Here is a 22,106-nt window from a genome sequence, read left to right as displayed (position 1 = left end):
TATACCCCCCCCCCCCCATCTTCCTTGCCCCGGGGGCCCCGGCCCCTCCGGGGCCGGCCCCCCCGGATGTTTCTTTTTTTTTGGGGGGGGGGGGGGCCCGCAGCGCGGCCCCCACCACCCCCTCGCCGTTCGCGTGGGCGTCGCGTGTCCGGGGGCCGGTCCCGGGCACTGCGGACGGTAAGTCCGACCTGTCGCATAGCCCACCGGCGACCGTCTCCACGGTCACCTCGGCCGGTGGAGCGGCACGGGCTCGGTCGAGAAACGGGCGCTGCGGGCGTCGCGTTCGCCGCCGAAGCGGCGTGTGAGGATCTCGTAGAGTTCGGGCCGCCGCCCCTGCATCCAGCGACGGCCGGTCGACATGGGCAGCAGGTCGAGATCGAGATCGGCGACCACCATGGCGTCCTCGGCGGCCCAGGTCTCGGCGAGGATCCTGCCGTACGGATCGAGGATCATCGCGTTGCCAGTGCGAACCTCATCGTCATCCTCGCCCACCCCGTTGCTGAACAGGAGGAAGAGGCCATTGTCATGGGCGCGGGAGGGCAGCCAGCGCATCAGCCACTCCCGCCCGTTCGGCCCGCGCAGCTCGGCCTCGATCGACTGGCGATCCCGGTCCCGGCCCCGCCACAGTTCCATGGGGATCGGGCGCATGCCGTGCGGGCTGCGTGAGGCGGTGCCGCCCGTCTGGTGAGGCGCGATGAGGACCACCGCGCCCAGCAGCGCGGTCGCCCGGACGTTCTCGACAAGGTTGTTGTCCCAGCAGATGAGGACTCCCATGCGCACGCCCCACGGGGTGTCGAAGACGGTGAAGCGGTCGCCACTGGAGATCGCTTCGTGTTCGAACGCGTGCAGTTTCCGGTGAACGTGGACGTCCCCGTCCGGCAGGCACATGGCGTAGGAGTTGAACAGGCGTCCTTGATCATCGATTTCCAGGAAGCCCACGCCCACGGCCACGCCCAGCGTGCCCGCCAGCCCGCGGACGAACGTCACAGACGGGCCGCTCACCGGCTCGGCGAGCTCCTGTAGCCGCTCGGCCGTCTGACGGCGAAGGTGCCAGTAGCCCGTCACGCACATCTCGGGGAAGACGACGACCAGCGCCCCGGCCTGGGCCGCCCGCGTGGTGAAGTGCTCGATCCTGGCCAGGTTGTAGGCCTTGTCATCGGGCCGATGCTCGAACTGGACGGTCGCACAACGCATGGTTCCTCCTCGTCACCGCTCCTGCGTGCTCACCACCGAACCCTCTCGCCGCACATTCGTCCAATAAATCTTTGGATCGATGACATAACCTCTGGGAATGGATATCCGTCTGCTCCGCTCCTTCCTGAGAGTCGTCGAGCACCGTGCCTTCGGCCGGGCGGCGCTGGCGTCGGCCATGACCCAACCGGCTCTGACCAAACAGATCCAGGCACTGGAGACGCAGGTCGGGGGACGGCTGTTCCATCGGGGTCGGCACGGCGCCACGCTCACCGACCTCGGCGCGGTCCTTCTGCCCGAGGCGGAGGATCTGGTGCGGCGGGCCGACACCTTGGCCGTGCGAATGAACCGGATGGCCTGCGGGGAGATCGGAAGGCTGTCGGTGGGTTTCGGCATGTCGAGCATCGAGCTCGCGCCGCGGGCGGTGGCGGCGTTCAGGCGGCGCTACCCGGACGTGGGCATCGTCCTGGACGACATGTCCTCACACACGCAACTGGAGCGGCTGGCAACGGGCGAGTTGGACGTCGGGTTCGTTCGGCTGCCGGTCGGTGAGAAGTGGGAACGATTGCCCCTTCGGACCGACCGCCTCGCGATCGCCACGGCGGGGGATTCACCGCCAGAGAACGCGGATGATGTGGCGCGATGGGCGGCGGGGCGGCCGTTCGTCGCGTTGGCTCAGGTGAAGGGGCCAGGGCTGGCTTCACAGATCGAGGGGTTCCGCGCCTGCCTCGGTGTGGACACCGAGGTGGTGCAGGAGGCACATGACCTGCAGACCGTGCTCGCGCTGGTGGCGGCGGGCGTCGGTGTCGCGTTCGTCCCGGTCAGCGCGGGCTCTATCGCACCGGCGCAGGTCATGCTCAAAGCGGTGGACCACGAGGCTGCGACCTGGCAGATCGGGGCCGTGTGGAATCGGCAGGCCCGCAATCCGCTGACCGGCAACTTTGTGACGGTCGTGCGGGAAGTGGCCGCACGGCAAGACGACAGGCCGCCTTCGCCCGCAATGACAAAACCAGGTGCCGGGGACGGGCCGGAAGGGCCATGGTGAAGGAATGCTGGTCGATCACTTCCCGCCGCTCGGTCTGCGGCTGAGGACGCCGCGGCTGGAACTGCGCCTGCCGTCGCCCGAGGAACTCGCCGCGCTGGCCGACCTCGCCGCCGAGGGCGTCCACGACCCGGAGACGATGCCGTTCATGGTGCCGTGGACGGACGCCCCGCCCGCCGAGGTCGCGCGGGGCGTCGTCCAGCACCACTGGAGGACGCTCGGGGAATGGACGCCCGAGAAGTGGGAGCTCGACCTCACCGTGTTCCGCGAGGGCGAAGTCGTCGGGCAGCAGACCCTCTGGGCGCGCGACCTCGTCGTCCTCCGGCAGGTCGAGACCGGCTCGTGGCTCGGCCGGCGCCACCACGGGCAGGGGATCGGCACGGAGATGAGAGCGGCCGTCCTGCATCTGGCCTTCGCGGGCCTGGACGCCGAGGAGGCCGTCTCCGCCGCCTTCGAGGACAGCCACGCGTCGAGCGCGGTGTCGCGCAAGCTCGGCTACCAGCCCAACGGAGTCGACCGCCACGTCGTCCGCGGGGCGGTGACCATCGAACGGCGGTACCGTCTGACCCGGGCCGACTGGGAACGCCACCGCACCGTCCCCGTCACCATCGAGGGCCTCGCCCCCTGCCGGACGATGCTGGGGCTTCCGAAATGACGGGCCGGACGTTCGAGGATCTGGTCGCCGAGGCCGCCACGGTCTCCGTCGCGGGCTGGGACTTCTCCTGGCTGGACGGCCGCGCGACGGAGCAGCGCCCGTCCTGGGGATACCAGCGGCTGATGAGCGAGCGGCTGGGCCGGGCGCGGGCGGCGCTGGACGTCGAGACCGGCGGGGGAGAGGTGCTCGCGGGCGCCGCGGTGTTCCCGCCGACGATGGCGGCGACCGAGTCGTGGCCGCCGAACGTCGCCAAGGCCACCCGGCTCCTGCACCCCAGGGGCGCCGTCGTCGTCGCCGACTCCGCTGATGCGCCGCTCCCCTTCGCCGACGATGCGTTCGACCTGGTCGTCAGCCGCCATCCGGCCACGGTCCGGTGGACCGAGATCGCGCGTGTCCTCGCCCCCGGCGGAACCTACCTCGCCCAGCACGTCGGCCCGGCGAGCGTCTTCGAGCTGACCGAGTTCTTCCTCGGCCCACAGCCCGAGGCCCGCCGCGCACGCGACCCGGAGGCCGAGAGCGCCGCCGCCCGCGCCGCCGGGCTCGACATCGTCGACCTACGTTCCGAGCGCCTGCGCATGGAGTTCTTCGACATCGGCGCGGTCGTCTACTTCCTGCGCAAGGTGATCTGGATCGTCCCCGGCTTCACCGTGGACCTCCACCATGACCGCCTGCGCGAGCTGGACGAGCGGATCCGGCGCGACGGCGTCTTCACCGCCCATTCGTCCCGCACCCTCATCGAGGCCCGCCGGCCGGCGTGAGGCGGGCGCGCTACGCGGCGGCGCTCAGCCGGTACGCGGTGCCGCTGCTGCCCTGCACCCAGGCGTCGGGCAGCGCCGCGGCCAGGGCGTGCTGGGCGCGCCAGCCGGTGCAGTGCCCCGGGACGACGAGCCCCGGCGCGAGGCCGGTGAGGGCGGCGACCGTGGGCGCGATGACCGGTTCGAAGGCCGGGCCGCCGAGGTGGAGCCCGCCGACGAGCGCGTGCAGCTCCCCGACCCCCGTCAGCCGCTGCGCGTGCCGGACGATGTTGATCGCGCCCGCGTGGCCGCAGCCGGTCAGCACGACCAGCCCGCGGCCCCGGACGTGGACGACGAGCGCCTGGTCGTCGAGGACGAGCGGGTCGTGCGCCCACTCCCTGCCCGTCCAGGCCTGGTGCGGCGGCGGCATGCCGTGCTCGAACTCGGTCGTCCGGTCGACCTCACCGGTGATCAGGACGCTGCCGTCGAGGAGCAGCGAGGGCTCGCGGCGCTCGATGACCTGGAAGCCCTCCCCGTCCAGCGCCCGCCTGCTCAGCGTTGGCAGCTCCTCGACGTCCCGGCCGGGCACGGCGAGGCGGCGCCTCGTCCAGACCAGCGGATGCAGCACCATCGGCATCGACCGCACGCCGCGCAGGCCCACCATCCCCGCCAGCCCGCCCGCGTGGTCGAAATGGCCGTGGCTGAGCACGACGCCCTGGATGTCGCCGAGGTCGATGCCGAGCCTGTCGGCGTTCGTGACCATCGCGTCGGGCGACCGGCCCGTGTCGAACAGCAGGGTCGTGGAGCGGCCGGCCCGGCGCACCGTGACCAGCGCCGAGAAGCCGTGCTCGGCGATCATTCCCGCGGTGGTGCGGCCGCCCTCGAACTGCGGCGCCGCCACCACGCCCGCGCCCGCGCCCGCCCGGCGGGTCCGCTCGTCATCGCCCAGCAGGGCGTCGTAGACGTTGTCGACGAGAGTGACGATCTCGACCTCGTCCACCGGCTCCAGCGCGACGGGATCGACCGCCGCGCCGTGCACCGGGCGCGGCGCCGACGCCGCCGCCTCACCCGTCCCGCCACCGGTCTCGCACATGGCGGCAGCCTAACCGCCGCGTGGCAGCCTCACCGCCGCGCGGCGTCCGCCCGCGCGCGACGCCCGCGACATAGACTGAATGATCACGATTTGGGGCCGGTCAGGAAGGTCGTGGCGACGGGATGGCGGACTCCGGAGAAGCCTCGTCCGTGCCCGGTGTGGACACCGGCACGCCGAGCGTCGCCCGCATGTACGACTACTTCCTCGGCGGCAAGGACAACTACGCCTCCGACCGCGAGGCGGCGGAGGCGGTCGCGCGGGCGCTGCCCACGGTCGAGGGGGTCGCCCGCGCGAACCGCGCGTTCCTCCAGCGCGCCGTCCGCTACGTGGCCGGACGCGGCATCGACCAGTTCCTGGACATCGGCACCGGCCTGCCCACCCAGGGCAACGTGCACGAGACCGCGCGGGAGGAGCAGCCCCGCGCACGGGTCGCGTACGTCGACAACGACCCGATGGTGACCGTCCACGCGCGGGCCCTCGTCGCCACGGACGAGCTGACCACGATCGTCCAGGCCGACATGCGCCAACCGGACACGGTGCTGGACGATCCGCAGGTGCGCGCGCTGCTCGACTTCCGGCGCCCGATGTGCGTGCTGTTCGTCGCCGTCCTGCACTTCCTCCGCGACGAGGAGGAACCGGCGGCGCTCGTCCGGCGCTTCACCGAGGCCCTGCCCGCCGGCAGCCACGTCATCCTGTCGCACGCGGCGCTGGAGGAACGGCGCAACGTGCGGGTCGGGGAGACCTACCGCTCGCAGGCGGCGAGCGCGAGCCTGGTGGCCCGGACCCGCGAGCAGGTGGCCGCGCTCCTGGACGGCCTCACCATCGTCGACCCGGGCGTCGTCCGCCTGCACGAATGGCGCCCCTACGGCGGCGAGTACATCACCGACGCCGGCTGGACGGCCGTGGCCCGCAAGGACCGCTAGCCGTTCCGTCCCGTGATCTCGGCCTCGATCCCGTAATGGTCGGACAGGACGGTCGAACGCCCGCCGGGAAGGCGGACCTTCTCCTTGAAGACCAGGCGCGCCTTCGCCTGGAGGCCCGGCCCGACCAGCACCTGGTCAATGGCGCCGATCTCGGCGTACTCGGGGCGGAAGGTCGGTTCCGTGTCGCCGCCGAAAACGTCCCGCAGGCCGGTGCTCGAAACGAACTCCGCAAGGTAGGGGGAATCGCGGGGGACGTTGAAATCGCCCATCACCACCAGCGGTTCCGCCTTCGGAATCCGGTCGACGGCCGCCGCCAGCCGGCGCAGCTCCCCCTTCTCGACTCGCGTGTAGACGTTCGAGGGGGACCAGTCCATGTCCAGGTTCGCCGAGAGGTGGGTGTTCACCACGGTGAGGTGGCCGCCGGGGAGCCGGACCCGGGTGAACAGGGCGCCCTTGCCCAGCAGCCATTCGGGACGCGCCGGCCCGGCGGGCGCGTATGCCCGGAAATGACGGCGCGTCACCGGGTGGCGGGAAAGGGTCACCAGGCCACCGCGGACGAGCGGGAACATCGGCGAGTAGGAGACGTGCGGATACGAGGCGGCGACGCGGCGCAGCAGGGCCAGCACCCGCCACGAGATGACTTCCTGCAGGCAGACGACGTCGTAGTCCGACCGCTCGATCGTCTCGGCCAGGACGCCCATCCGGGCGCGGGCCTCGCCCTTGAAAAGGGTGTTGAACGTGAGCACGCGCGCCTGCATGGCGGCCACTCTATGTCACCGCGTTGCCCATCGGGGCGACGCCTTCCGATACTTGGGCGCGACGACCGGACCGCCAATACCGGGCGCGCCGGACAAGAAAGGTTCTGCATGGGATTCCAACTCGGCTTGTTCTCCCCCAACACCGAATCGGGGCTGGCCATCACGACAGCGCCGGAGCGATGGCACGCCACCTGGGACGACAATCTCCGGCTCGCACGGATCGCGGACGAGGTCGGCATCGACTTCCTCCTGCCGGTCGCGCGCTGGACGGACTGGGGGCCGGACACCGACTTCCACCGCAGCGCCCTCGATCCGCTGGTGTGGGCCTCCGGGCTGCTCGCCCAGACGAGCCGGCTCCGCGTGTTCACCACCGTCCACACCGCGTTCCACCACCCGGTCGTCGCGGCCAAGCAGCTCGCGACCGCCGACCACCTCAGCAAGGGGCGGGTCGGGCTGAACATCGTGGCCGGTTGGCACGCTCCCGAATACGAGATGTTCGGCCTCTCGCTGCCCGGCGACCACGACACGCGCTACGCCCTCGCGCAGGAGTGGTGGGACGTCGTCAGGCGCATCTGGTCGTCCGATGAGCCGTTCGACCACGACGGGCGGTTCTTCCAGCTCAAGCACGTCGTGGGCAGGCCCAAGCCGTACAACGGGCACAGCCTGCCCGTCATCAACGCCGGGTCGTCCACGCAGGGGCGCTCGTTCGCCGCGCGCAACGCCGACCGGGCGTTCACCGTCGTCGGCGGCCCGCAGGACGGGGCCGAGATCGTGAAGGCCATCCGCACCGAGGCCGCCTCCCACGGCCGGTCGGTGGGCGTCTTCACGCTCGGCCATGTCGTGTGCCGGCCGACCAGGAAGGAGGCGGAGGACTTCCTGCGCTACTACGCCGACGAGCGCGCCGACTGGCCCGCCGTCGACGAGGTGATGCGCCTGCAGGGGCTGCACGCTCAGTCGTTCACCCCGGAGATGCTCCAGGTGTACCGCGACAGGTTCGCGGCCGGCCACGGCAGCTGCCCGCTGGTCGGCGACCCCGACGACGTCGCGGACGGGCTGGCGGATTTCGCTCATGCGGGATTCGACGGTATCGCTCTGTCGTTCCTCAATTACGCTGACGAGTTGGGCTACTTCGCCGCCGAGGTCATGCCGCGGCTGCGCGCCCGAGGTGTTCTGTCCGCCGACGATGAGGAAACGGCTTCCCCGCCAGGACGATGACTTCTTCCGATGCCAAGCCGCCCCTGTCCGCCCACCGGCGCGTCCTCAGCAAGGACATGGGAGTCCTGCACGACACGGTCGAGCCGTTCGCCGTCGGCCACGACCTCCAGGCGCTCGAACCGGACGTGCCGATGGACGGCCTGGTCAACGCCCTCGGCGTGGGCTCGGTCAACCTCGTCTGGGTGCGGTACGGGGGCGGCGGCGTCATCGTGGACACGCCGCCCACGGAGGGGCACTTCGCCCTGTGCGCGCCGATGGCGCCCATGGGCGTCGAGTACCGGGCCTCCGGGCGCCGGACGACCTCCGCGGGAAGCCTCGTCCTGTCGCACGACGAGGCGATGCGGATGACGCCGCATCCGACGGAGGGCTGCCTGGTCATCGCGACGAGCACCGGGCGGCTCGCCGACCATCTCGGCGCCCACCTCGGGCGCGGGCACGCCGCGCCGCTGCGCTTCCACGACGGCGGGGAGGGCCTCGTGCCGTCCTCGATCGTCGAGCGCACCTGGCGGTACGTGTGCGACGTCCTCGACGACGCGGCGGCGCAGGGCGGCCTCCACCCGCTGGCGGAGCGCAGCCTGGAGGAGTCGCTGCTGACCGCGATCCTGCTCGGCCTGCCCCACACGGGCACGCCGAAGCTCGCCGAGCCCGCCGACCGGGTCCCCCACCATCTGGCCGGGATCATCCGGGAGTGGGTCGAGGCGCACCACCACCGCCCGGTCGGGGTCACCGACATCGCGGCGGCGGTGGGGCTCGGCGTGAGGCAGCTCCAGGCCGTCTGCCAGGCCGAGTGGGGCATGACGCCCACGCAGCTGCTGCGCGGCGTGCGGCTCGACCGCGCCCGCGCGGAGCTCTCCGTCGCCCGGCCCGGGCCCGGAGCGATCACCGAGGTCGCCGGGGCGGCCGGGTACTTCCACATGAGCCGTTTCGCCGCCCACTACCGGCAGCGCTTCGGCGAGACGCCCTCGCAGACCCTGATGCGCGCCTGAGTCAGCCCCGGGGCCCCTCCACGCCCGTCCGGAGGCGGTCCCCGGCGCGCCGCCCCATGCGGGCCAGGGCCCGGTTCGCGGTGGGCGACACGCGGGAGAGGACGCGGCCGAAGCGCGCCTCGGCGGTGACGAGCACCACCGGCCTGTCGTGCCGGACGGCCCGCAGGATGGCCCCCGCGACCTTCTCCGGCGCGTACCCCCGGCGCTCGGACGCGCGCCCTATCCGCTCGCGCAGCTCGGTCTCCGCGCCGGACGGCAGGCCGACGAAGCGGGTCCTGCCGACGATGGGGGTGTCGATCACCCCCGGGCAGACGGCGGAGACGCCGATCCCGTAGCGGTCGAGGTCGAGACGGAGGCCCTCGGTCATCTGCAGCACGGCGGCCTTGGTGGCGCCGTACGCGGGCATCTCCGCGCTGGGCAGGTAGGCGGCCATCGACGAGATGTTGACGATGTGGCCCCACTCGCCGCGTTCGACCATCTGGCGTCCGAACAGGCGCGAACCCCGGTACATGCCGTCCAGGTTGATGGAGCGGATGCGGTTCCACTCCTCCTCGGACGTCTCAAGCAGCGACCCCGCGATGGCGATGCCCGCGTTGTTCACGACGATGTCGGGGACCCCGAACGTGTCACGGACGTAGTCGGCGAACCGTTCCATCGCCTCCGCGTCGGCCACGTCCACCCCGTAGACGTGGGCTTCGCCGTCGGACGCCTGTATCTCCTCCACGGTGCGCTTGGCGGCGCCCTCGTCAATGTCGGCCACGACGACGCGGGCCCCTGCGGCGGCGAAGGCACGGGCGGTGGCGCGCCCGATGCCGCTGCCCGCCCCCGTGATGACGACGAGGTCGCCTCCGAAGTCCTTGCCGGGGAGCCCGGCCGCGCGCGCGTGGGCGATCGCGGGCGTCTCCGGCCTGCCCTCGACGTGCTCCACGAACTCACTGATCCAGCGGGCGACGAGGTCGGGGTGGCTGCGCGCCACCCAGTGCCCCGCCGGTGCGCGCCGCACGTACAGGCGCTCCACGGGCCCGCGCGCGGACAGCAGGAGCGCCTGCGAGCCGTAGCGGTCCTTCACGGGGACGATGAGCTGGACGGGGACGTCCGTCCGCCCGTCGCCGAGCGCGCCCGCGCCGGCATGGCTCATGCCGGCACCGCCCATGGCAGCACGGCCGCGGCCCATGTTGGCGCGGTACAGGCCGAGCCCGTGGCGGGCGTCGGCGGGCAGCGTGCCGGCCGGGTGCCCGGGACGCGGCTCGGCGCCCTCACGCAGCCGCATCACCCGACCGAATCCGGCGGCGAGGACCCTCGCCGCGACCTCGCCCGCCCACGGCGTCATCAGGACCGGCATGTAGACGCTGCGCCGCGCCTGCCCGAGCACCTCCGCGACGCCCCGCGGCCCGGACCGGACGGCCTCCCTGGCCCAGCGGGCCATGTGCCGCCGGTCCGGCCCGGAGATCGAGGTGAACGAGGCGACGCGGCCACGCAGCCGGTCGCCGATGACGGCCTCCCAGCCCTGCACCGAGCCCCAGTCGTGCCCCACCAGGTGGACGGGCTCGTCGGCGCCCACGCCGTCCAGGACGGCCTCCAGGTCGCCCATCAGCGCGTCCAGCCGGTAGTCCAGCGGGTCGGCCGGGACGCCGGACGCGCCGGCCCCGCGCACGTCGTAGACGACGACGCGGAACCGCTCGGCGAGCCGCCCGGCGACCTCGTCCCACATCGCGCCCGTGTCCGGGTAGCCGTGGACGAGGACGACCGTCGGCCGGTTCTCCACGCCCCGCACCCGCACCGCCAGCTCGATCTCGCCCGACCTCACCCACTGGTCACGCATCGGCACGCCCGCCTGTCCCTAGGAGCTCGTTTCCCGTGAAACTACGCTCCTGAGGCGGCGTGTCCACAGTTCCCTAGCGGACCGGCTGGCGCAGGATCGTGCGCATTCTGGCCGGATCCTCCTCTCGGACGTCGGACAGGTAGACCTCGTGGTGCAGGCCGTTCGGCACCAGGCCCTCGGCCTCCATCAGCGCCTCCATGCGGGCGAGGGAGGCGGGCTCCTCGGAGTACGGCCCACGGTGCAACACCTGCACGCACCGTCCGTCGGTGTAGGAAACGTGCTGGACGCGTGCCGCCGCGGGCAGGCCCGAGCAGGCCCGCGCGCGGGCGGCGTCGATCGTCGCCGTCCCGTCCGGGAGCCGGAGGAACAGGTGCCACCGCCACTCCTCGCGCGGCACCTCGAACGGCGAGCGGTCGTCCTCGACCCACCACCGCCCCTCCAGCGGCGCCGGGGGCGCGCCGAGCGCCTCCATGACCGCGTACAGCGCGCCCACGCTCTCGTAGTAGACGGCGCCTCCCGGCTCGCCCCGACCCGTGACGGCCAGGCCGGTCACGGTCCCGTGCTCCACCAGTTCCGGCTCGTCGGCCGCCTCGTACCACCCCGGTGCGCCCTGGGCGGGCGCCCCCGTCCGGTCGTGCGCCCGATCGGTCGCGCTCGTCATCGAGGATCCTCCACGTAAATCATCACCCGGGTCTCCAGGTGTTCGGGCGGCGTGGTCGCGGGGTCGTTGAGGTACACCTCGCGGACCGGCCCGGCGGGCGTCTGCCCGTAGTCGCCGAACCACGCGAGCACGCCGTGGACCGTGAGCGCGATCTCCTCGTAGGGACCGGTGTGGAGGGCCGCGGCGAACCGGCCGCCGGGCAGGAGGTCGTCGCCGTCCTCGTGCTGGACGGCCACGCGCACGTCGAACTCGTCCCCCATGTCGAGCGGGAACAGGCCGACCAGCAGGCCGCCCGGCCCCAACCTGGGCAGCAGCCGGGTCGCGCACGCCGAGGTCGCCCTGTCGATCGTCGCCGGCGTCGCGGACTCCCGCGCGACGAACACGCGCCGCGCCGGCTCCCGGACGACCGAGACCTCCGTCTCCGGCAGTCCCTCGGCGACCACGCGGTCCAGGAGCCGCAGGGCGCGCCGCCGCCGGGCGACGTCCGCCTCGACCCTGTCCCGTGCCTCCGCGAGGGCGCCGCCCTCGCCGCCCAGGACCCGCGCGACGTTCGGCAGCGGCACGTCCATCGACCGCAGCAGCCCGATCAGCAGCGCGTCCCGCGCCTGGCCGGTCCGGTAGTACCGGTAGCCGGACGCGGGGTCGACCCACGCCGGGGCAAGCAGCCCCAGGTCGTCGTAGTGCCGCAGCTGCTTGACGCTCAGCCGGCACAGCCGCGCGAACCGTCCGATCGGGAGGAGATCCTTGCTCACGGACCCCACCCTGGGCCCTCCCGCAGTGGGAGAGTCCAGCTCAGGACGGACGCGCGCTCAGCCCCGTGCACGAACGCAGGCCGTTCCATCGCCGGACCTCCGCCTTGGCGGCGGCGCCCTGCATCGGCACGGGGATGCCGCCGGAGATGAGCGCGGGGCTCCACTTGTCCTTGGTGACCTTGCCGTTCTCCACCTTGAGGAAGAGCACGCCGGACTTCGCCGTCTGGCCCTGCGCGGAGGAGAACACGAAGTTGCCCATGCCGTAGTGGACGTACGCGCCGTTCATGTACCCGCCGCCCAGCGGGATGTGCGCGTGCCCGCCGACGACGACGTCGGCGCCCGCCTCGACGAGGGCCTTGGCGAGTTCCTGCTGGCGGGGCAGCGGGCACCCCTTCAGCTCGGCGCCCCAGTGCAGGTGGACGATGACGACGTCCGAGCCCTGGCGCGCCTCCTTCACCGCCTGCACCATGCGCGGGACGTCCTTGGCCGACGCGAGGCCGCCCTTGGTGTCGGTGGCCGTCCACGCCTGGATCAGGTGGTCGTCCAGCACCTGCGTGGCGCCGACGATGGCGATCCTGTTGCCCTTCACGGTGACGCGGTAAGGCCGGTAGGCGGCGTCCGCGTTCTTGCCGATGCCGACGACCGGGAACCCGCTGCGCTTGATGGCGGCCAGGGAGTCGCGCAGGCCGCCCTCCATGTAGTCCATGCCGTGGTTGTTCGCCATGGAGGTCACGTCGACGCCCGCGGCCTTCAGAGCCGTGAGCGCGGTCGGCGGAGCCCGGAAGGTGAACTGCTTGCCGGGCGCGGGCGTCCCCCCGGTCGTGATGGCCGTCTCCAGGTTCACCATGGCGAGGTCGGCGGCGCGCAGCTGCTTCGCGACCGGGCCCAGCGCCGTGGACGGCTGAGCCAGCCTCCCGCGCAGCGACCCCTCGAAGTGCGTGTCGCCGCCGAAGGCGAGCAGGATCGGCTGCTTGGCGGCCTTCGCCGGCCGCGTTCCGCCCTGCTGCCCGCCGGACGGCGAGGCCGGGGGCGTCGCGCCCTCCGCCTTGGACTTGTCCGAGCCGCCGCACGCCGCCGCGGCCAGTGCCACTCCGACCACGACCAGGGCCGTCGCCCCCCGCATGCCCGTCTTCCCCCGCATGGCCATCGCCTCGCCTCCGTCCGGCCCCCCGTGGACCTGTGGGTCGGATCGGCCCAGCATGCCATGAGCGCGCCGCGTCCCGGCAAAGACGTAGAACTCTTTCTCTTGAACCGTTCATGTTCATGGAGACGGCCGTCCGCCCGCGGGCGGCGACCGACGCTCCCCCTACGCCCCGTTCTGTGCGTTAACGTGCAGCTTCATGTCCCTGCGTTTCGACCAGACCGGCTGGCAGCCCCTCCAACCCGGAGCCTTCCGCAACGCCGACGGCGACACCGTCGCCCTCTACGGCTTCGACGTCCCGCCCGACCTGCCCGCCCCCCTGGAGCAGCTCGACCTCCTGCGCCGCGACACCGCCGCCAAGACCGCCGGGTCCGGCGGCGGGCTGATCGAACTGGACGTGGTCACGCTGGACGGGCTCCCGGCCGTCCGGCAGATCATCAAGCTGCCGCTGCCCGACCGCCCGACCGGCGTGGCGTACGTCGCCTCCTTCACGGTGCCGCGCGCGGACCGCAGCCTCGTCCTGAAGATCCAGTGCCTGGAGCAGGGCGTCACCGGGATGCGGGACAGCACCGCGCTCAACCACTACCTGACCGAGTACGGCCAGGGCCGCGACCTCCAGGACATGATGCGCTGGTGGGCGCAGCACGCCTACGCCCCGGAACTCCAGGGCGGCCTGCCCCGCAACCTCTCCGAGGACCCCGGCTGGGACCCGCACTTCCCCCAGCACCCCCTGTCCCGCGCCCGCCGCATCCTCACGGACCTGGCCCCCACCATCGAACTGCACCCCGTCTTCAAAACCGCCCCGCCCTTCGCCCCCTGACCGCGTCCCGAGGGAAGAACGCGAGCGCGGCGCGCTGAATGGTGATTACTGGCGGGAAAGCCGCGCAGTGTCTTAATAGTTCACTTTGCGGCATAGCGCGGTGAGAGGCGGGCGGCCATCATAGAGAGACGGTCCCGTTCACAAGGAGTGTCTCGATGGGCGACCGCACGGCCTTCCGCACCTGCCCCCTCTGCGAAGCCCTGTGCGGGCTCGCACTGACCCTCGACGAGGCGGGCACGGTCACGCGGGTCCGCGGCGACGAGAAGGATCCGTTCAGCAAGGGCTACATCTGCCCCAAGGGCGCGACGCTCGGAAGCCTCGACGGCGACCCCGACCGGCTGGCGGAGCCGCTCGTGGCGGGCGAGACCGCCGGATGGGACGAGGCCTTCGAGACGGTGGCCCGGCGGCTGGCCGAGGTCGTCGCGCGGCACGGGCGCGACGCCGTCGCCGTCTACCTCGGCAACCCGACGGCCCACTCGATCGCCGGGCCACTGTACGGGTCCGCGATCGTCAAGGCGCTCGGCACCCGCAACCTCTTCACCGCGAGCACCGCCGACCAGATGCCCAAGCACGTCGCGTGCGGGCACATGTTCGGCGACCCCCTGGCGATCCCCGTGCCCGACCTCGACCGCACCGGGCACCTGCTCATGCTCGGAGCGAACCCGCTGGAGTCCAACGGCAGCCTCGCGTCCGCCCCCGACTTCCCGGGACGGCTCAAGGCGATCCGGGCACGCGGCGGGAAGATCGTCGTCGTGGACCCGCGCCGGACGCGGACGGCCGCCCTCGCCGACGAGCACCTGTTCATCCGGCCCGGGACGGACGCGTTCTTCCTGATGGCGCTCGTCCACACCCTGTTCGCCGAGGAGCTGGTCGCGTCCGCCGGGCACCTGGCCGGGCGCGTCAACGGGCTCGACGACCTGCGCGCCCTCGCCGTCGACTTCGCCCCCGAGGACGTCGCGGACGTCACAGGCGTCGGAGCCGCGACGATCCGCAGGACCGCGCGCGAGCTGGCCGCCGCCGAGCGCGCCGCCGTCTACGGCCGCATCGGCACGTGCACCCAGGCCTACGGGACGCTGAACAGCTGGCTCGTGGACGTCCTGAACGTCCTCACCGGGAACCTCGACCGGCCGGGCGGGGCGATGTTCCCGCGGCCCGCCCACGCCCCGGTGTACCGGCGCAAGAAGCCGTTCACGACCGGGCGGTGGCGCAGCCGCGTCCGCGGGCTGCCCGAGGTCAACGGCGAGCTGCCCGTCGCGACGCTCGCCGACGAGATCGAGACGCCCGGGGAGGGGCAGGTCAGAGCGCTGATCACGATCGGCGGGAACCCGGCGCTGTCGGCGCCGAACGCCGCCCGGCTCGACCGCGCGCTCGCCGGTCTGGAGTTCATGGTCAGCGTCGACCCCTACCTGAACGAGACGACCCGGCACGCGCACGTGGTCCTGCCGCCGCCGCGGCCCGCGCAGACCCCGCACTACGACATCGCGCTCACCGGGCTCGCCGTCCGCGACTACGCGCGCTACTCGCCGCCGGCCGTCCCGCTGCCGGACGGGCGGCCCGGCGAGGCCGAGATCCTCGCGCGGCTCGCCATGGCCGCCTCCGGCACGGACGGCGACCCCGCCCTGCTCGACGAAATGATCATCAAGGCGACGCTGGAGAAGGCCGTCACGCTCCCCGGGTCCCCGGTGCTCGGCCGCGAGCCCGACGAGCTGCGCAAGATGCTCGACACCGGCACCCTCACCGAGCAGCGGCTCGACATGATGCTCCGCCTCGGCCCCTACGGCGACGCGTTCGGCGGCGAGCCCGCGCTGCGGGAGGAGCCGGGCGGCGACGCGGGCTTCACCGGCCTGACGCTCACGCGGCTGCGCACCGAGTACCCGCACGGGCTCGATCTCGGCGCCCTCAAGCCGCGGCTGGAGGAGGTCCTGTGCACCACGTCCGGCCGGATCGAGCTGTGCCCGTCCACGTGCGCCGCCGACGTCGACCGGCTCCGCTCCGCCCTGCGCGGCCCGGGGACGTCCGGCGGCATGGTGCTGATCGGGCGGCGGCACCTGCGGTCCAACAACAGCTGGCTGCACAACGTCCCCGAGCTCGTGCGCGGCTCCAACACCTGCACCCTCCAGCTCAACCCGGCCGACGCCGACCGCCTCGGCGTCACCGCAGGCGACACCGTCCGGGTCACGTCCCGGGCGGGCGTTCTGGAGGCCGTCGCCGAGCCCACCGACACGATCATGGTCGGGGTGGTCAGCCTGCCGCACGGCTGGGGCCACGACCGCCCCGGGACCCGGACGCGGGTCGCGAGCCGGCACGCCGGGGTGAACGTCAACGCCGTCACCGACGAGCAGGAGATCGACCCGCTCTCGGGCAACGCCGTCCTCAACGGGGTCCCCGTCACCCTGGAGGCGGCCCGCTGACCCGTTGTTTAGCCCCTCCCGGCACCAGGTAGGTATGACTGGCCGCGGAGGAACGCGGGAGACTAGGGTCGCAACAGGCGTCCCAGCAGGACCGCGGAGGAGGGGCATGAACCGACGGGTCAACATCTTCCGGCGCGGAGAGAGCCCCCAGGCGACCGCGCGGCTGGCCGACGCCACCGAGAGGCTGGAGCACGCCGACGGCCTGGACCGTCCCATCCGGGTCCTGTCCGGGGCCGTCCGGCGGGTGCTGCGTCCAGGGCCGGTCAAGGACGCCCTGCACGGCGTCCCGGTCGGCCATCCGGCCCACGCGCCGCTCACCGACCTGCCCATCGGGCTGTGGATGTCGGCCGCCGTCCTCGACCTCGTCCCCGGCACGCGCCGCGCCTCGCAGGTCCTCGTCGCCGCCGGGCTCGCCGGCGCCGTCCCGACCGTCCTCACCGGCATCGCCGACTGGTCGGCCCTGCACCGCGAGCAGCAGCGCGTCGGGCTCGTCCACGCCGCCGGGACGGCCACCGCGAGCATGCTCTACTCGGCGTCCTTCGTCGCCCGCCACCAGGGCCGCGACGCCGCCGGGCGCGCGCTCGGCTTCGCGGGCCTCAGCGCCCTCGTCGCCGGCGCCTACCTCGGCGGGCATCTGGCGTTCCGGCAGGCCGCCGGCGCCAGCCACGCCGACCAGCTCGCCCACCTGGTCCCGCTCGGCTGGCACGACCTGTGCGCCGTCGAAGACCTCCCGGACGGCTGGCCCGTCTCCCGCCGCCTCGGCTACATCGACCTGTTCGTGCTGCGGCAGGGCGAGGAGGTGCACGTCCTCGCCGACCGCTGCAGCCACCTCGCGGGACCGCTCCACCAGGGCCGCGTCCTGACCGGCGAAGGCGCCGACACCTGCGTCGTCTGCCCCTGGCACGGCAGCACGTTCCGCGTGGCCGACGGCTCCGTCGTCCACGGCCCGGCCACCGCCCGCCAGCCGTCCTTCGAGACCCGCGTGACCGAGGAGGGCACCCTCCAGGTCCGCCCGGTCTGACGGCTTCGATCTGACGGCTTCGATCTGACGGCTTCGATCTGAGGCGCCCGCGCATGCGCGCGGGCGCCTTCGCGCGTGCCCGCCGCCCTCCGGACGATGCCGGTATGGCCCCGACCTCGGGGAGATCATGGGGGTTTCACTGATTGACCCCTTTTAATGGGGTCCGGATGTCCATTATGGGCATTTAGTCAGCGGTATGGAGATAGCCGTTGGCCGTTCCGCGACAAAGCCTTCACAGTGCACACTGATCACTATTCTCATTGTTTGCGACCAGAACGACATGCACGGAATTCCCCTCGGGAAGCGTGATCAAGGAACGATGCCGGACACCTCCGGCACCGAAGATCATTTCGATGGGGGAAGAATGAGGACAAGCGCGCGAACCGGCATGGCACTCGCCGTGGCCGGTGCGGCGAGCGGGCTGTCGCTGCTGTCCGGCGGAGCCGTCGCCGTAGCGGCGACGGACGCGAACCACGCCGAGGCGGCGACCGTCGCCCGCCAGGCGGCCGTCTGCCGGTACGAGGTCACCGCACGGCACGGCCTGGCGGTCCGCAACGGTCCCGGCGTCAAGTTCAAGCAGGTCGGCACGCTGCCGTTCCGCAAGCACATCAGCGCCGACTGCAAGAAGACCGGCTGGACCCAGCTGCGCGGCAGCGTCCCGCCGGCCTGGATCGGCAAGTGGGTCGCCGTGCGGTTCCTCAAGCAGATCACGCCCGTCCGCGTCTGCCGGTACGAGGTCACCGCACGGCACGGCCTGGCGGTCCGCAACGGTCCCGGCGTCAAGTTCAAGCAGGTCGGCACGCTGCCCTTCGGCAAGCACATCGGCGCCGACTGCAAGAACAGCGGCTGGACCCAGCTGCGCCAGAGCGTCCCGCCGGCCTGGATCGGCAAGTGGGTCGCCGTGCGGTTCCTCAAGCCGATCAAGCCGCACGGCGGCGTCATGGCCGGTGGCGGCGGCACCTCGATGTCGAGCTTCCCGATGCTGGCCGGCGCCGGTCTCGGGGTTCTCGCCCTGGGCGGCGGCATCGCCGTCGTGGCCCGTCGCCGTCAGGTGAAGGGCGTTTCCTGAGCCCATGGACAGGAGAAGGCGCGGCGGCCGGTCGAACCGTTTCCGGTACCGGCTGGCCGCCGCGCTCATCGCGACAGGGACCGCGATGTTCGTGGTGGGATTGGTGCGCGACCATTCCGATCCGCCGCCGCAACCGCCGTCCTCCGACATCGTGCGGCCTGCCCCGAGAAGTGCCGAACCCGAGCCGGACATCGCACTTCGGCCCTCCAATCCCGAACGCGTCAGAATTCCGTCCATCAAGGTCGACGCGCCGATCCGCCGCGTCGCCACCGAACGGGACGGAACGCTCGGCGTCCCGCCGCTCGACCGGGTCCGGGAGGTCGGCTGGTGGGAGGACGGCCCGACGCCCGGCGAGAACGGCAGCAGCGTGCTGGTCGGCCACGTCGACTCGAAGTCGGGCCCCGGCGCCTTCTACCGGCTCGGTGCGCTCCGTCCGGGCGGCACGATCGAGGTCGTCCGCGCCGACGGCACGGCCCCGGCCTTCCGCATCGACCGGATCAAGCGCGTCGACAAGGACGAGTTCCCGACCGACAGCGTCTACGGGCAGCAGGGCCGGCCGGAACTGCGCCTGGTCACCTGCGGCGGCCGGTTCGACGCCAAGCGAGGGCACTACCTGGACAACGTCATCGTCTACGCGTCCCTGATCCCCGCTCCCCGGAACGCCGTTCCGGGGACCCACCGCAAGTCCTGACGGCCGGTCGCCGCCGGGCCCGGCCCGACCCCGCCGGGCCGGGCCCGCGGCGGTCAGCCGGACGGTTCGCGGCCGTCGGAGGCCACGGGGTGCTCCACCAGGGCCAGGACGCGGCTCGCCATGAAACGGGCCGTGCGGACGGGGGTCCCCGTCCGGGTGACCTCGCTGACCTCCACGACGCCGCGCCGCGTCGCGATCTCCACGCGGCGCCCCGCCCGGCTCGCCGCGACCTCGTACGTCCGCGTCCCCTCGCCGGCGTCGATCACGATTTCGACCTTGTCGCCCTTCATCCGCGCGAACCTCCGGTAGTCGAACGTATATTCGACTTATACCCGGAACGCCGCGCCCGCAACCCTCCCAAAAGGTGCGAAAGCCCTGGTCAGGCCAGGAGATTGACGATCGCGACGAGGCCCACGACGACGATCACTGCCCGCAGCGCCAGCGGCGGGATGCGGCGGCCGACCTTGGCGCCGATCATGCCGCCGCAGGTGGAGCCGGCGGCGATGAGCAGCACGACCCACCAGTCGATCTCGGCGTCGGCGAACAGCCACATGAGCGTGAACAGGATCGCGGCGGTGCCGTTCACGACGGCCGACAGGACGTTCTTGCCCGCGTTCAGGCGCTGCAGGTCGTCGTCCAGCATGATGCCGAGCAGGGCGATGAGGATGATGCCCTGAGCGGCGCCGAAGTAGCCGCCGTACACGCCCGCGAGGAGCACGCCGACCCACAGCGCCGGGCCGCCGTGCTGCGGCCGGTGCTCGCCCTCCCGGCGGCGCTGCATCCACTTCTGCAGGCGCGGCTGCACGATCACCAGCACCAGCGCGATGACGATCAGCGCGACCACGATGACGTCGAACGCCTCGGCGGGCAGGCCGAGCAGCAGCAGGCCGCCGATCACGGCGCCGACGAACGAGCCGGTGGCCAGGCGCGTCAGCCGGCCGCGCTGCCCCTTCAGCTCGTGCCGGTAGCCGTAGGCGCCCGTCACGCCGCCCGGGACGAGCCCGATGTTGTTGGAGATGTTCGCGACCACCGGCGGGTAGCCGAGCGCCACCAGGGTCGGGAAGGTGATCAGGGAGCCGGACCCTACGACCGTGTTGATGCCTCCGGCGGCCACACCGGCCGCGAAGACGGCGGCCGCGTCAAGCAGATTCACGTCCGTCCCATCCCTGCGCTACGAGTTCCCGACGGCGCGTACATCGTAGGGACGCCGTGGCGGGCGGCCGACGATCGGGGGTCGTTTTGTGGCATCCCGCCCGGTTCAGCGGGCCGAGCGGGCGTACCAGCGGCCGTTCTGGCGGTCGATCGTCAGCGGGAGCCCGAACGTCTCCGACAGGTGCCCCGGGGTGAAGACCTCGTCCACCTTGCCCTGGGCGACGACCTGCCCGCTCCGCAGCAGCAGCGCGTGGGTGAAGCCCTCCGGGACCTCCTCCACGTGGTGGCTGACCATCGCGATGGCGGGCGCGGCCGGATCGTCGGCGAGCGCGGCGAGCCGGGCCACGAGGTCCTCGCGCCCGCCGAGGTCGAGGCCGGCGGCGGGCTCGTCGAGGAGCAGCAGCTCGGGGTCGGGCATCAGCGCGCGGGCGATCTGGACGCGCTTGCGCTCGCCCTCCGACAGGGTGCTGAACGTCCGGCGGATCAGGTCGGCGGCGCCGAGGGCCTCCAGCAGCGCGACGGCCCGGTCGAGGTCGGTCGAGTCGTACTCCTCCTGCCAGCGGCCGAGGATCGCGTACGAGGCGGTCAGCACCAGGTCGATGACCGTCTCACCGGCCGGGACCTTCTCCGCGACGGAGGAGCTGGCGAGGCCGATCCGCGGCCGCAGCTCGAACACGTCGGTGCGGCCGAGCTCCTCCTCCAGGATCGAGACGCTGCCCTCGGTGGGATGCAGCATGGCGGCGGCGATCTGCAGCAGCGTGGTCTTGCCCGCGCCGTTCGGGCCGACGATGACCCACCGGTCGCCCTCGTCGACCGTCCATGTGACGTCGCGCAGCAGGGTGGCCCCGCCGCGCCTGACCCCGACTCCGCGGAGTTGAAGCACCTCGCCTGCCATCGCGCGCCTTCGTCCCCAATCCGGTGGTCCGTGCTCCCGCTTGCAGGAAAGAACCTATGCGATCCGGGGCGGCCGTGGCCCCCCGGGATCGCACCAGGGGAACGGCTTCGGAACACCCCCGCGCCGCGAGAGGTCCCTTACGTCCGGTGGCACCGGCGATCCGAACGCTTATCGTGGATCGCATGCCCATTGCGGAACGCACGAGACCGAGAATGAGCACGGACGTATGAGCAGGGCCGTCGCGATCGCCCTCGTCGCCTGGGGCAACGCCTGGCTGACGGGGCACGTCGGCCTGGACGAGGCCGTCGACGAGGTCGAGAAGAGCGCGGGCCCGCAGATCGTCGGCGGCGAGCCCGCCGAGGTGACGCTGCGGCGCGGCCTCGGCGACCTGCGCGTCGGCGGCCTGGGGGCGCTGCGGCTGGCCCTGCCCGAGCCGGGCGACCCGCTGGGTCTGACCGGGCCGCCGTCCTTCAACGCCGCGGCGATCGAGGCGGGCGCCGCCGCCGTCGCGGTGCTGGACGGGCGGGGCATGGGGCTCGTCCCGTCGGAGGACCGGCGCGGCTCGTCCTACGTCGGCGTCCGCTGGACGACGCACGACGCGTCGGCGGCGCCGCCCGACGTCCCGTCCCTCGCGGAGGCCGACCGGCGGCTCACGCTCGCCATGCGGGACGCCACCGAGGCGCTGCTGGCCGTCGACGACTTCGCGGGCGCGCCGCCCGAGATCGCGGACGCGCTGGTCGACCTGCGCGACCCCGACCGCGGCGACCACCCGCTGTCCCCCGGCTACCCGCCCCGCGCCCACCGCGTCGCCGCCCTCGCCGGCCGCCTCTCCCTGGTCGTCGACCTCGCCCGGCAGATGGACGACCGCGGCCTCAGCGCCGACCAGATGAGGCGCCGCGGCGAGGCCCTCCGCCTCCTGGACGCCGCCGTGCGCCGCGCCCTGGTGGCGGCTTGCAACAGTGCCTTCGACCCGGTGCCCGGAGCGGAGCGCTAGCGAAGCGCAGGGCACCGGGTCGGACCCGCTCTCTCCGACCGCCCTGCCCGATCTGCCGACCGTGCCGTCGCGGTGTTCCC

General features: G+C 72.7%; 22 protein-coding genes. 12 read left to right on the top strand and 10 right to left on the bottom strand.

Annotated elements, in window-relative coordinates; translation table 11 throughout:
* Positions 1–222: 222 nt before the first annotated feature.
* A complete protein-coding gene (locus ABWI04_RS34550; RefSeq protein ID WP_353835037.1) occupies positions 223–1,194 on the bottom strand; it encodes a nitrilase family protein in 972 nt (323 codons plus the stop codon).
* A gap of 97 nt (positions 1,195–1,291) precedes the next feature.
* Between ABWI04_RS34550 and ABWI04_RS34545 the strand changes: the two genes are divergently transcribed.
* Genes ABWI04_RS34545 through ABWI04_RS34535 form a run of 3 tightly spaced genes read left to right on the top strand, consistent with a single transcriptional unit; the run spans position 1,292 to position 3,646 of the window.
* A complete protein-coding gene (locus tag ABWI04_RS34545; RefSeq protein WP_353835036.1) occupies positions 1,292–2,236 on the top strand; it encodes a LysR family transcriptional regulator in 945 nt (314 codons plus the stop codon).
* A 4-nt stretch (positions 2,237–2,240) separates the two neighbouring features.
* On the top strand, positions 2,241–2,888 hold the full coding sequence (locus ABWI04_RS34540) for a GNAT family N-acetyltransferase (RefSeq protein ID WP_345180514.1): 648 nt from the start codon (positions 2,241–2,243) through the stop codon (positions 2,886–2,888).
* Positions 2,885–3,646, top strand: coding sequence for a class I SAM-dependent methyltransferase (locus tag ABWI04_RS34535; RefSeq protein ID WP_353835035.1), 762 nt, complete (start codon positions 2,885–2,887; stop codon positions 3,644–3,646). Before ABWI04_RS34540 ends, ABWI04_RS34535 begins: the two co-directional genes overlap by 4 nt.
* 10 nt (positions 3,647–3,656) lie before the next feature.
* Here ABWI04_RS34535 and ABWI04_RS34530 read toward each other — a convergent pair whose 3' ends face one another.
* Positions 3,657–4,715: an MBL fold metallo-hydrolase gene (locus ABWI04_RS34530; RefSeq protein ID WP_353835034.1), complete on the bottom strand. Its 1,059-nt coding sequence runs from the start codon at positions 4,713–4,715 to the stop codon at positions 3,657–3,659.
* A gap of 149 nt (positions 4,716–4,864) precedes the next feature.
* On the opposite strand from ABWI04_RS34530, the gene ABWI04_RS34525 reads away from it, so the two are divergent.
* Complete coding sequence (locus ABWI04_RS34525) at positions 4,865–5,638, top strand: SAM-dependent methyltransferase (protein WP_353835033.1); 774 nt, start codon at positions 4,865–4,867, stop codon at positions 5,636–5,638.
* On the opposite strand, the gene ABWI04_RS34520 is transcribed toward ABWI04_RS34525, so the two are convergent.
* On the bottom strand, positions 5,635–6,396 hold the full coding sequence (locus ABWI04_RS34520; RefSeq protein WP_353835032.1) for an endonuclease/exonuclease/phosphatase family protein: 762 nt from the start codon (positions 6,394–6,396) through the stop codon (positions 5,635–5,637). The genes ABWI04_RS34525 and ABWI04_RS34520 overlap by 4 nt on opposite strands.
* 108 nt (positions 6,397–6,504) lie before the next feature.
* Between ABWI04_RS34520 and ABWI04_RS34515 the strand changes: the two genes are divergently transcribed.
* Together ABWI04_RS34515 and ABWI04_RS34510 are read left to right on the top strand one after the other, a co-directional pair.
* Complete coding sequence (locus ABWI04_RS34515; protein ID WP_345180525.1) at positions 6,505–7,611, top strand: LLM class flavin-dependent oxidoreductase; 1,107 nt, start codon at positions 6,505–6,507, stop codon at positions 7,609–7,611.
* Entirely contained in the window at positions 7,608–8,597 is a 990-nt protein-coding gene (locus tag ABWI04_RS34510; protein WP_345180526.1) for an AraC family transcriptional regulator, read from the top strand. Before ABWI04_RS34515 ends, ABWI04_RS34510 begins: the two co-directional genes overlap by 4 nt.
* A 1-nt stretch (position 8,598) precedes the next feature.
* Here the strand turns inward: ABWI04_RS34510 and ABWI04_RS34505 are convergent, their stop codons facing one another.
* The 4 genes from ABWI04_RS34505 to ABWI04_RS34490 form a co-directional block, all read right to left on the bottom strand.
* Positions 8,599–10,419, bottom strand: coding sequence for an SDR family oxidoreductase (locus tag ABWI04_RS34505; RefSeq protein ID WP_353835038.1), 1,821 nt, complete (start codon positions 10,417–10,419; stop codon positions 8,599–8,601).
* Between the two features lie 73 nt (positions 10,420–10,492).
* Entirely contained in the window at positions 10,493–11,080 is a 588-nt protein-coding gene (locus ABWI04_RS34500) for a GyrI-like domain-containing protein (RefSeq protein WP_345180529.1), read from the bottom strand.
* Positions 11,077–11,832 (bottom strand): MerR family transcriptional regulator, encoded by a 756-nt coding sequence (locus tag ABWI04_RS34495; RefSeq protein WP_353835031.1) that lies wholly within the window; start codon positions 11,830–11,832, stop codon positions 11,077–11,079. The genes ABWI04_RS34500 and ABWI04_RS34495 overlap by 4 nt, the downstream gene beginning before the upstream one ends.
* 40 nt (positions 11,833–11,872) lie before the next feature.
* A complete protein-coding gene (locus ABWI04_RS34490; RefSeq protein ID WP_360348967.1) occupies positions 11,873–12,973 on the bottom strand; it encodes a CapA family protein in 1,101 nt (366 codons plus the stop codon).
* Between the two features lie 199 nt (positions 12,974–13,172).
* Between ABWI04_RS34490 and ABWI04_RS34485 the strand changes: the two genes are divergently transcribed.
* From ABWI04_RS34485 to ABWI04_RS34465, 5 genes are all read left to right on the top strand, one after another.
* Entirely contained in the window at positions 13,173–13,793 is a 621-nt protein-coding gene (locus tag ABWI04_RS34485) for a hypothetical protein (protein WP_345180538.1), read from the top strand.
* Positions 13,794–13,948: 155 nt separating this feature from the next.
* Positions 13,949–16,204 carry a molybdopterin-dependent oxidoreductase gene (locus tag ABWI04_RS34480; RefSeq protein ID WP_353835029.1) on the top strand — a complete coding sequence of 752 codons (2,256 nt, stop codon included), beginning with the start codon at positions 13,949–13,951 and terminating at the stop codon, positions 16,202–16,204.
* Positions 16,205–16,310: 106 nt separating this feature from the next.
* Positions 16,311–17,225: a Rieske (2Fe-2S) protein gene (locus ABWI04_RS34475; protein ID WP_345180541.1), complete on the top strand. Its 915-nt coding sequence runs from the start codon at positions 16,311–16,313 to the stop codon at positions 17,223–17,225.
* 388 nt (positions 17,226–17,613) lie between these two features.
* Complete coding sequence (locus tag ABWI04_RS34470; RefSeq protein WP_353835028.1) at positions 17,614–18,294, top strand: SH3 domain-containing protein; 681 nt, start codon at positions 17,614–17,616, stop codon at positions 18,292–18,294.
* Between the two features lie 4 nt (positions 18,295–18,298).
* Complete coding sequence (locus ABWI04_RS34465; protein WP_345180544.1) at positions 18,299–18,985, top strand: class F sortase; 687 nt, start codon at positions 18,299–18,301, stop codon at positions 18,983–18,985.
* Positions 18,986–19,038: 53 nt separating this feature from the next.
* Here ABWI04_RS34465 and ABWI04_RS34460 read toward each other — a convergent pair whose 3' ends face one another.
* The 3 genes from ABWI04_RS34460 to ABWI04_RS34450 all read right to left on the bottom strand — a co-directional run bounded on the left by ABWI04_RS34460 (position 19,039) and on the right by ABWI04_RS34450 (position 21,032).
* Positions 19,039–19,275: a DUF8836 family protein gene (locus ABWI04_RS34460; protein ID WP_345180545.1), complete on the bottom strand. Its 237-nt coding sequence runs from the start codon at positions 19,273–19,275 to the stop codon at positions 19,039–19,041.
* Between the two features lie 89 nt (positions 19,276–19,364).
* Positions 19,365–20,138: a sulfite exporter TauE/SafE family protein gene (locus ABWI04_RS34455; protein WP_345180546.1), complete on the bottom strand. Its 774-nt coding sequence runs from the start codon at positions 20,136–20,138 to the stop codon at positions 19,365–19,367.
* A 105-nt stretch (positions 20,139–20,243) separates the two neighbouring features.
* Positions 20,244–21,032: an ABC transporter ATP-binding protein gene (locus tag ABWI04_RS34450; protein ID WP_345180549.1), complete on the bottom strand. Its 789-nt coding sequence runs from the start codon at positions 21,030–21,032 to the stop codon at positions 20,244–20,246.
* A gap of 226 nt (positions 21,033–21,258) precedes the next feature.
* Here ABWI04_RS34450 and ABWI04_RS34445 point away from each other — a divergent pair, with 226 nt between their 5' ends.
* Positions 21,259–22,026 carry an Rv1486c family protein gene (locus tag ABWI04_RS34445; RefSeq protein WP_353835027.1) on the top strand — a complete coding sequence of 256 codons (768 nt, stop codon included), beginning with the start codon at positions 21,259–21,261 and terminating at the stop codon, positions 22,024–22,026.
* Positions 22,027–22,106 lie beyond the last annotated feature (80 nt).

It is taken from the genome of Actinomadura sp. NPDC000929 (genome assembly GCF_040492065.1).
In the GTDB taxonomy this organism is placed as follows: Bacteria; Actinomycetota; Actinomycetes; order Streptosporangiales; family Streptosporangiaceae; genus Spirillospora; species Spirillospora verrucosospora.
This window is presented reverse-complemented; position numbering and strand designations above follow the sequence as displayed.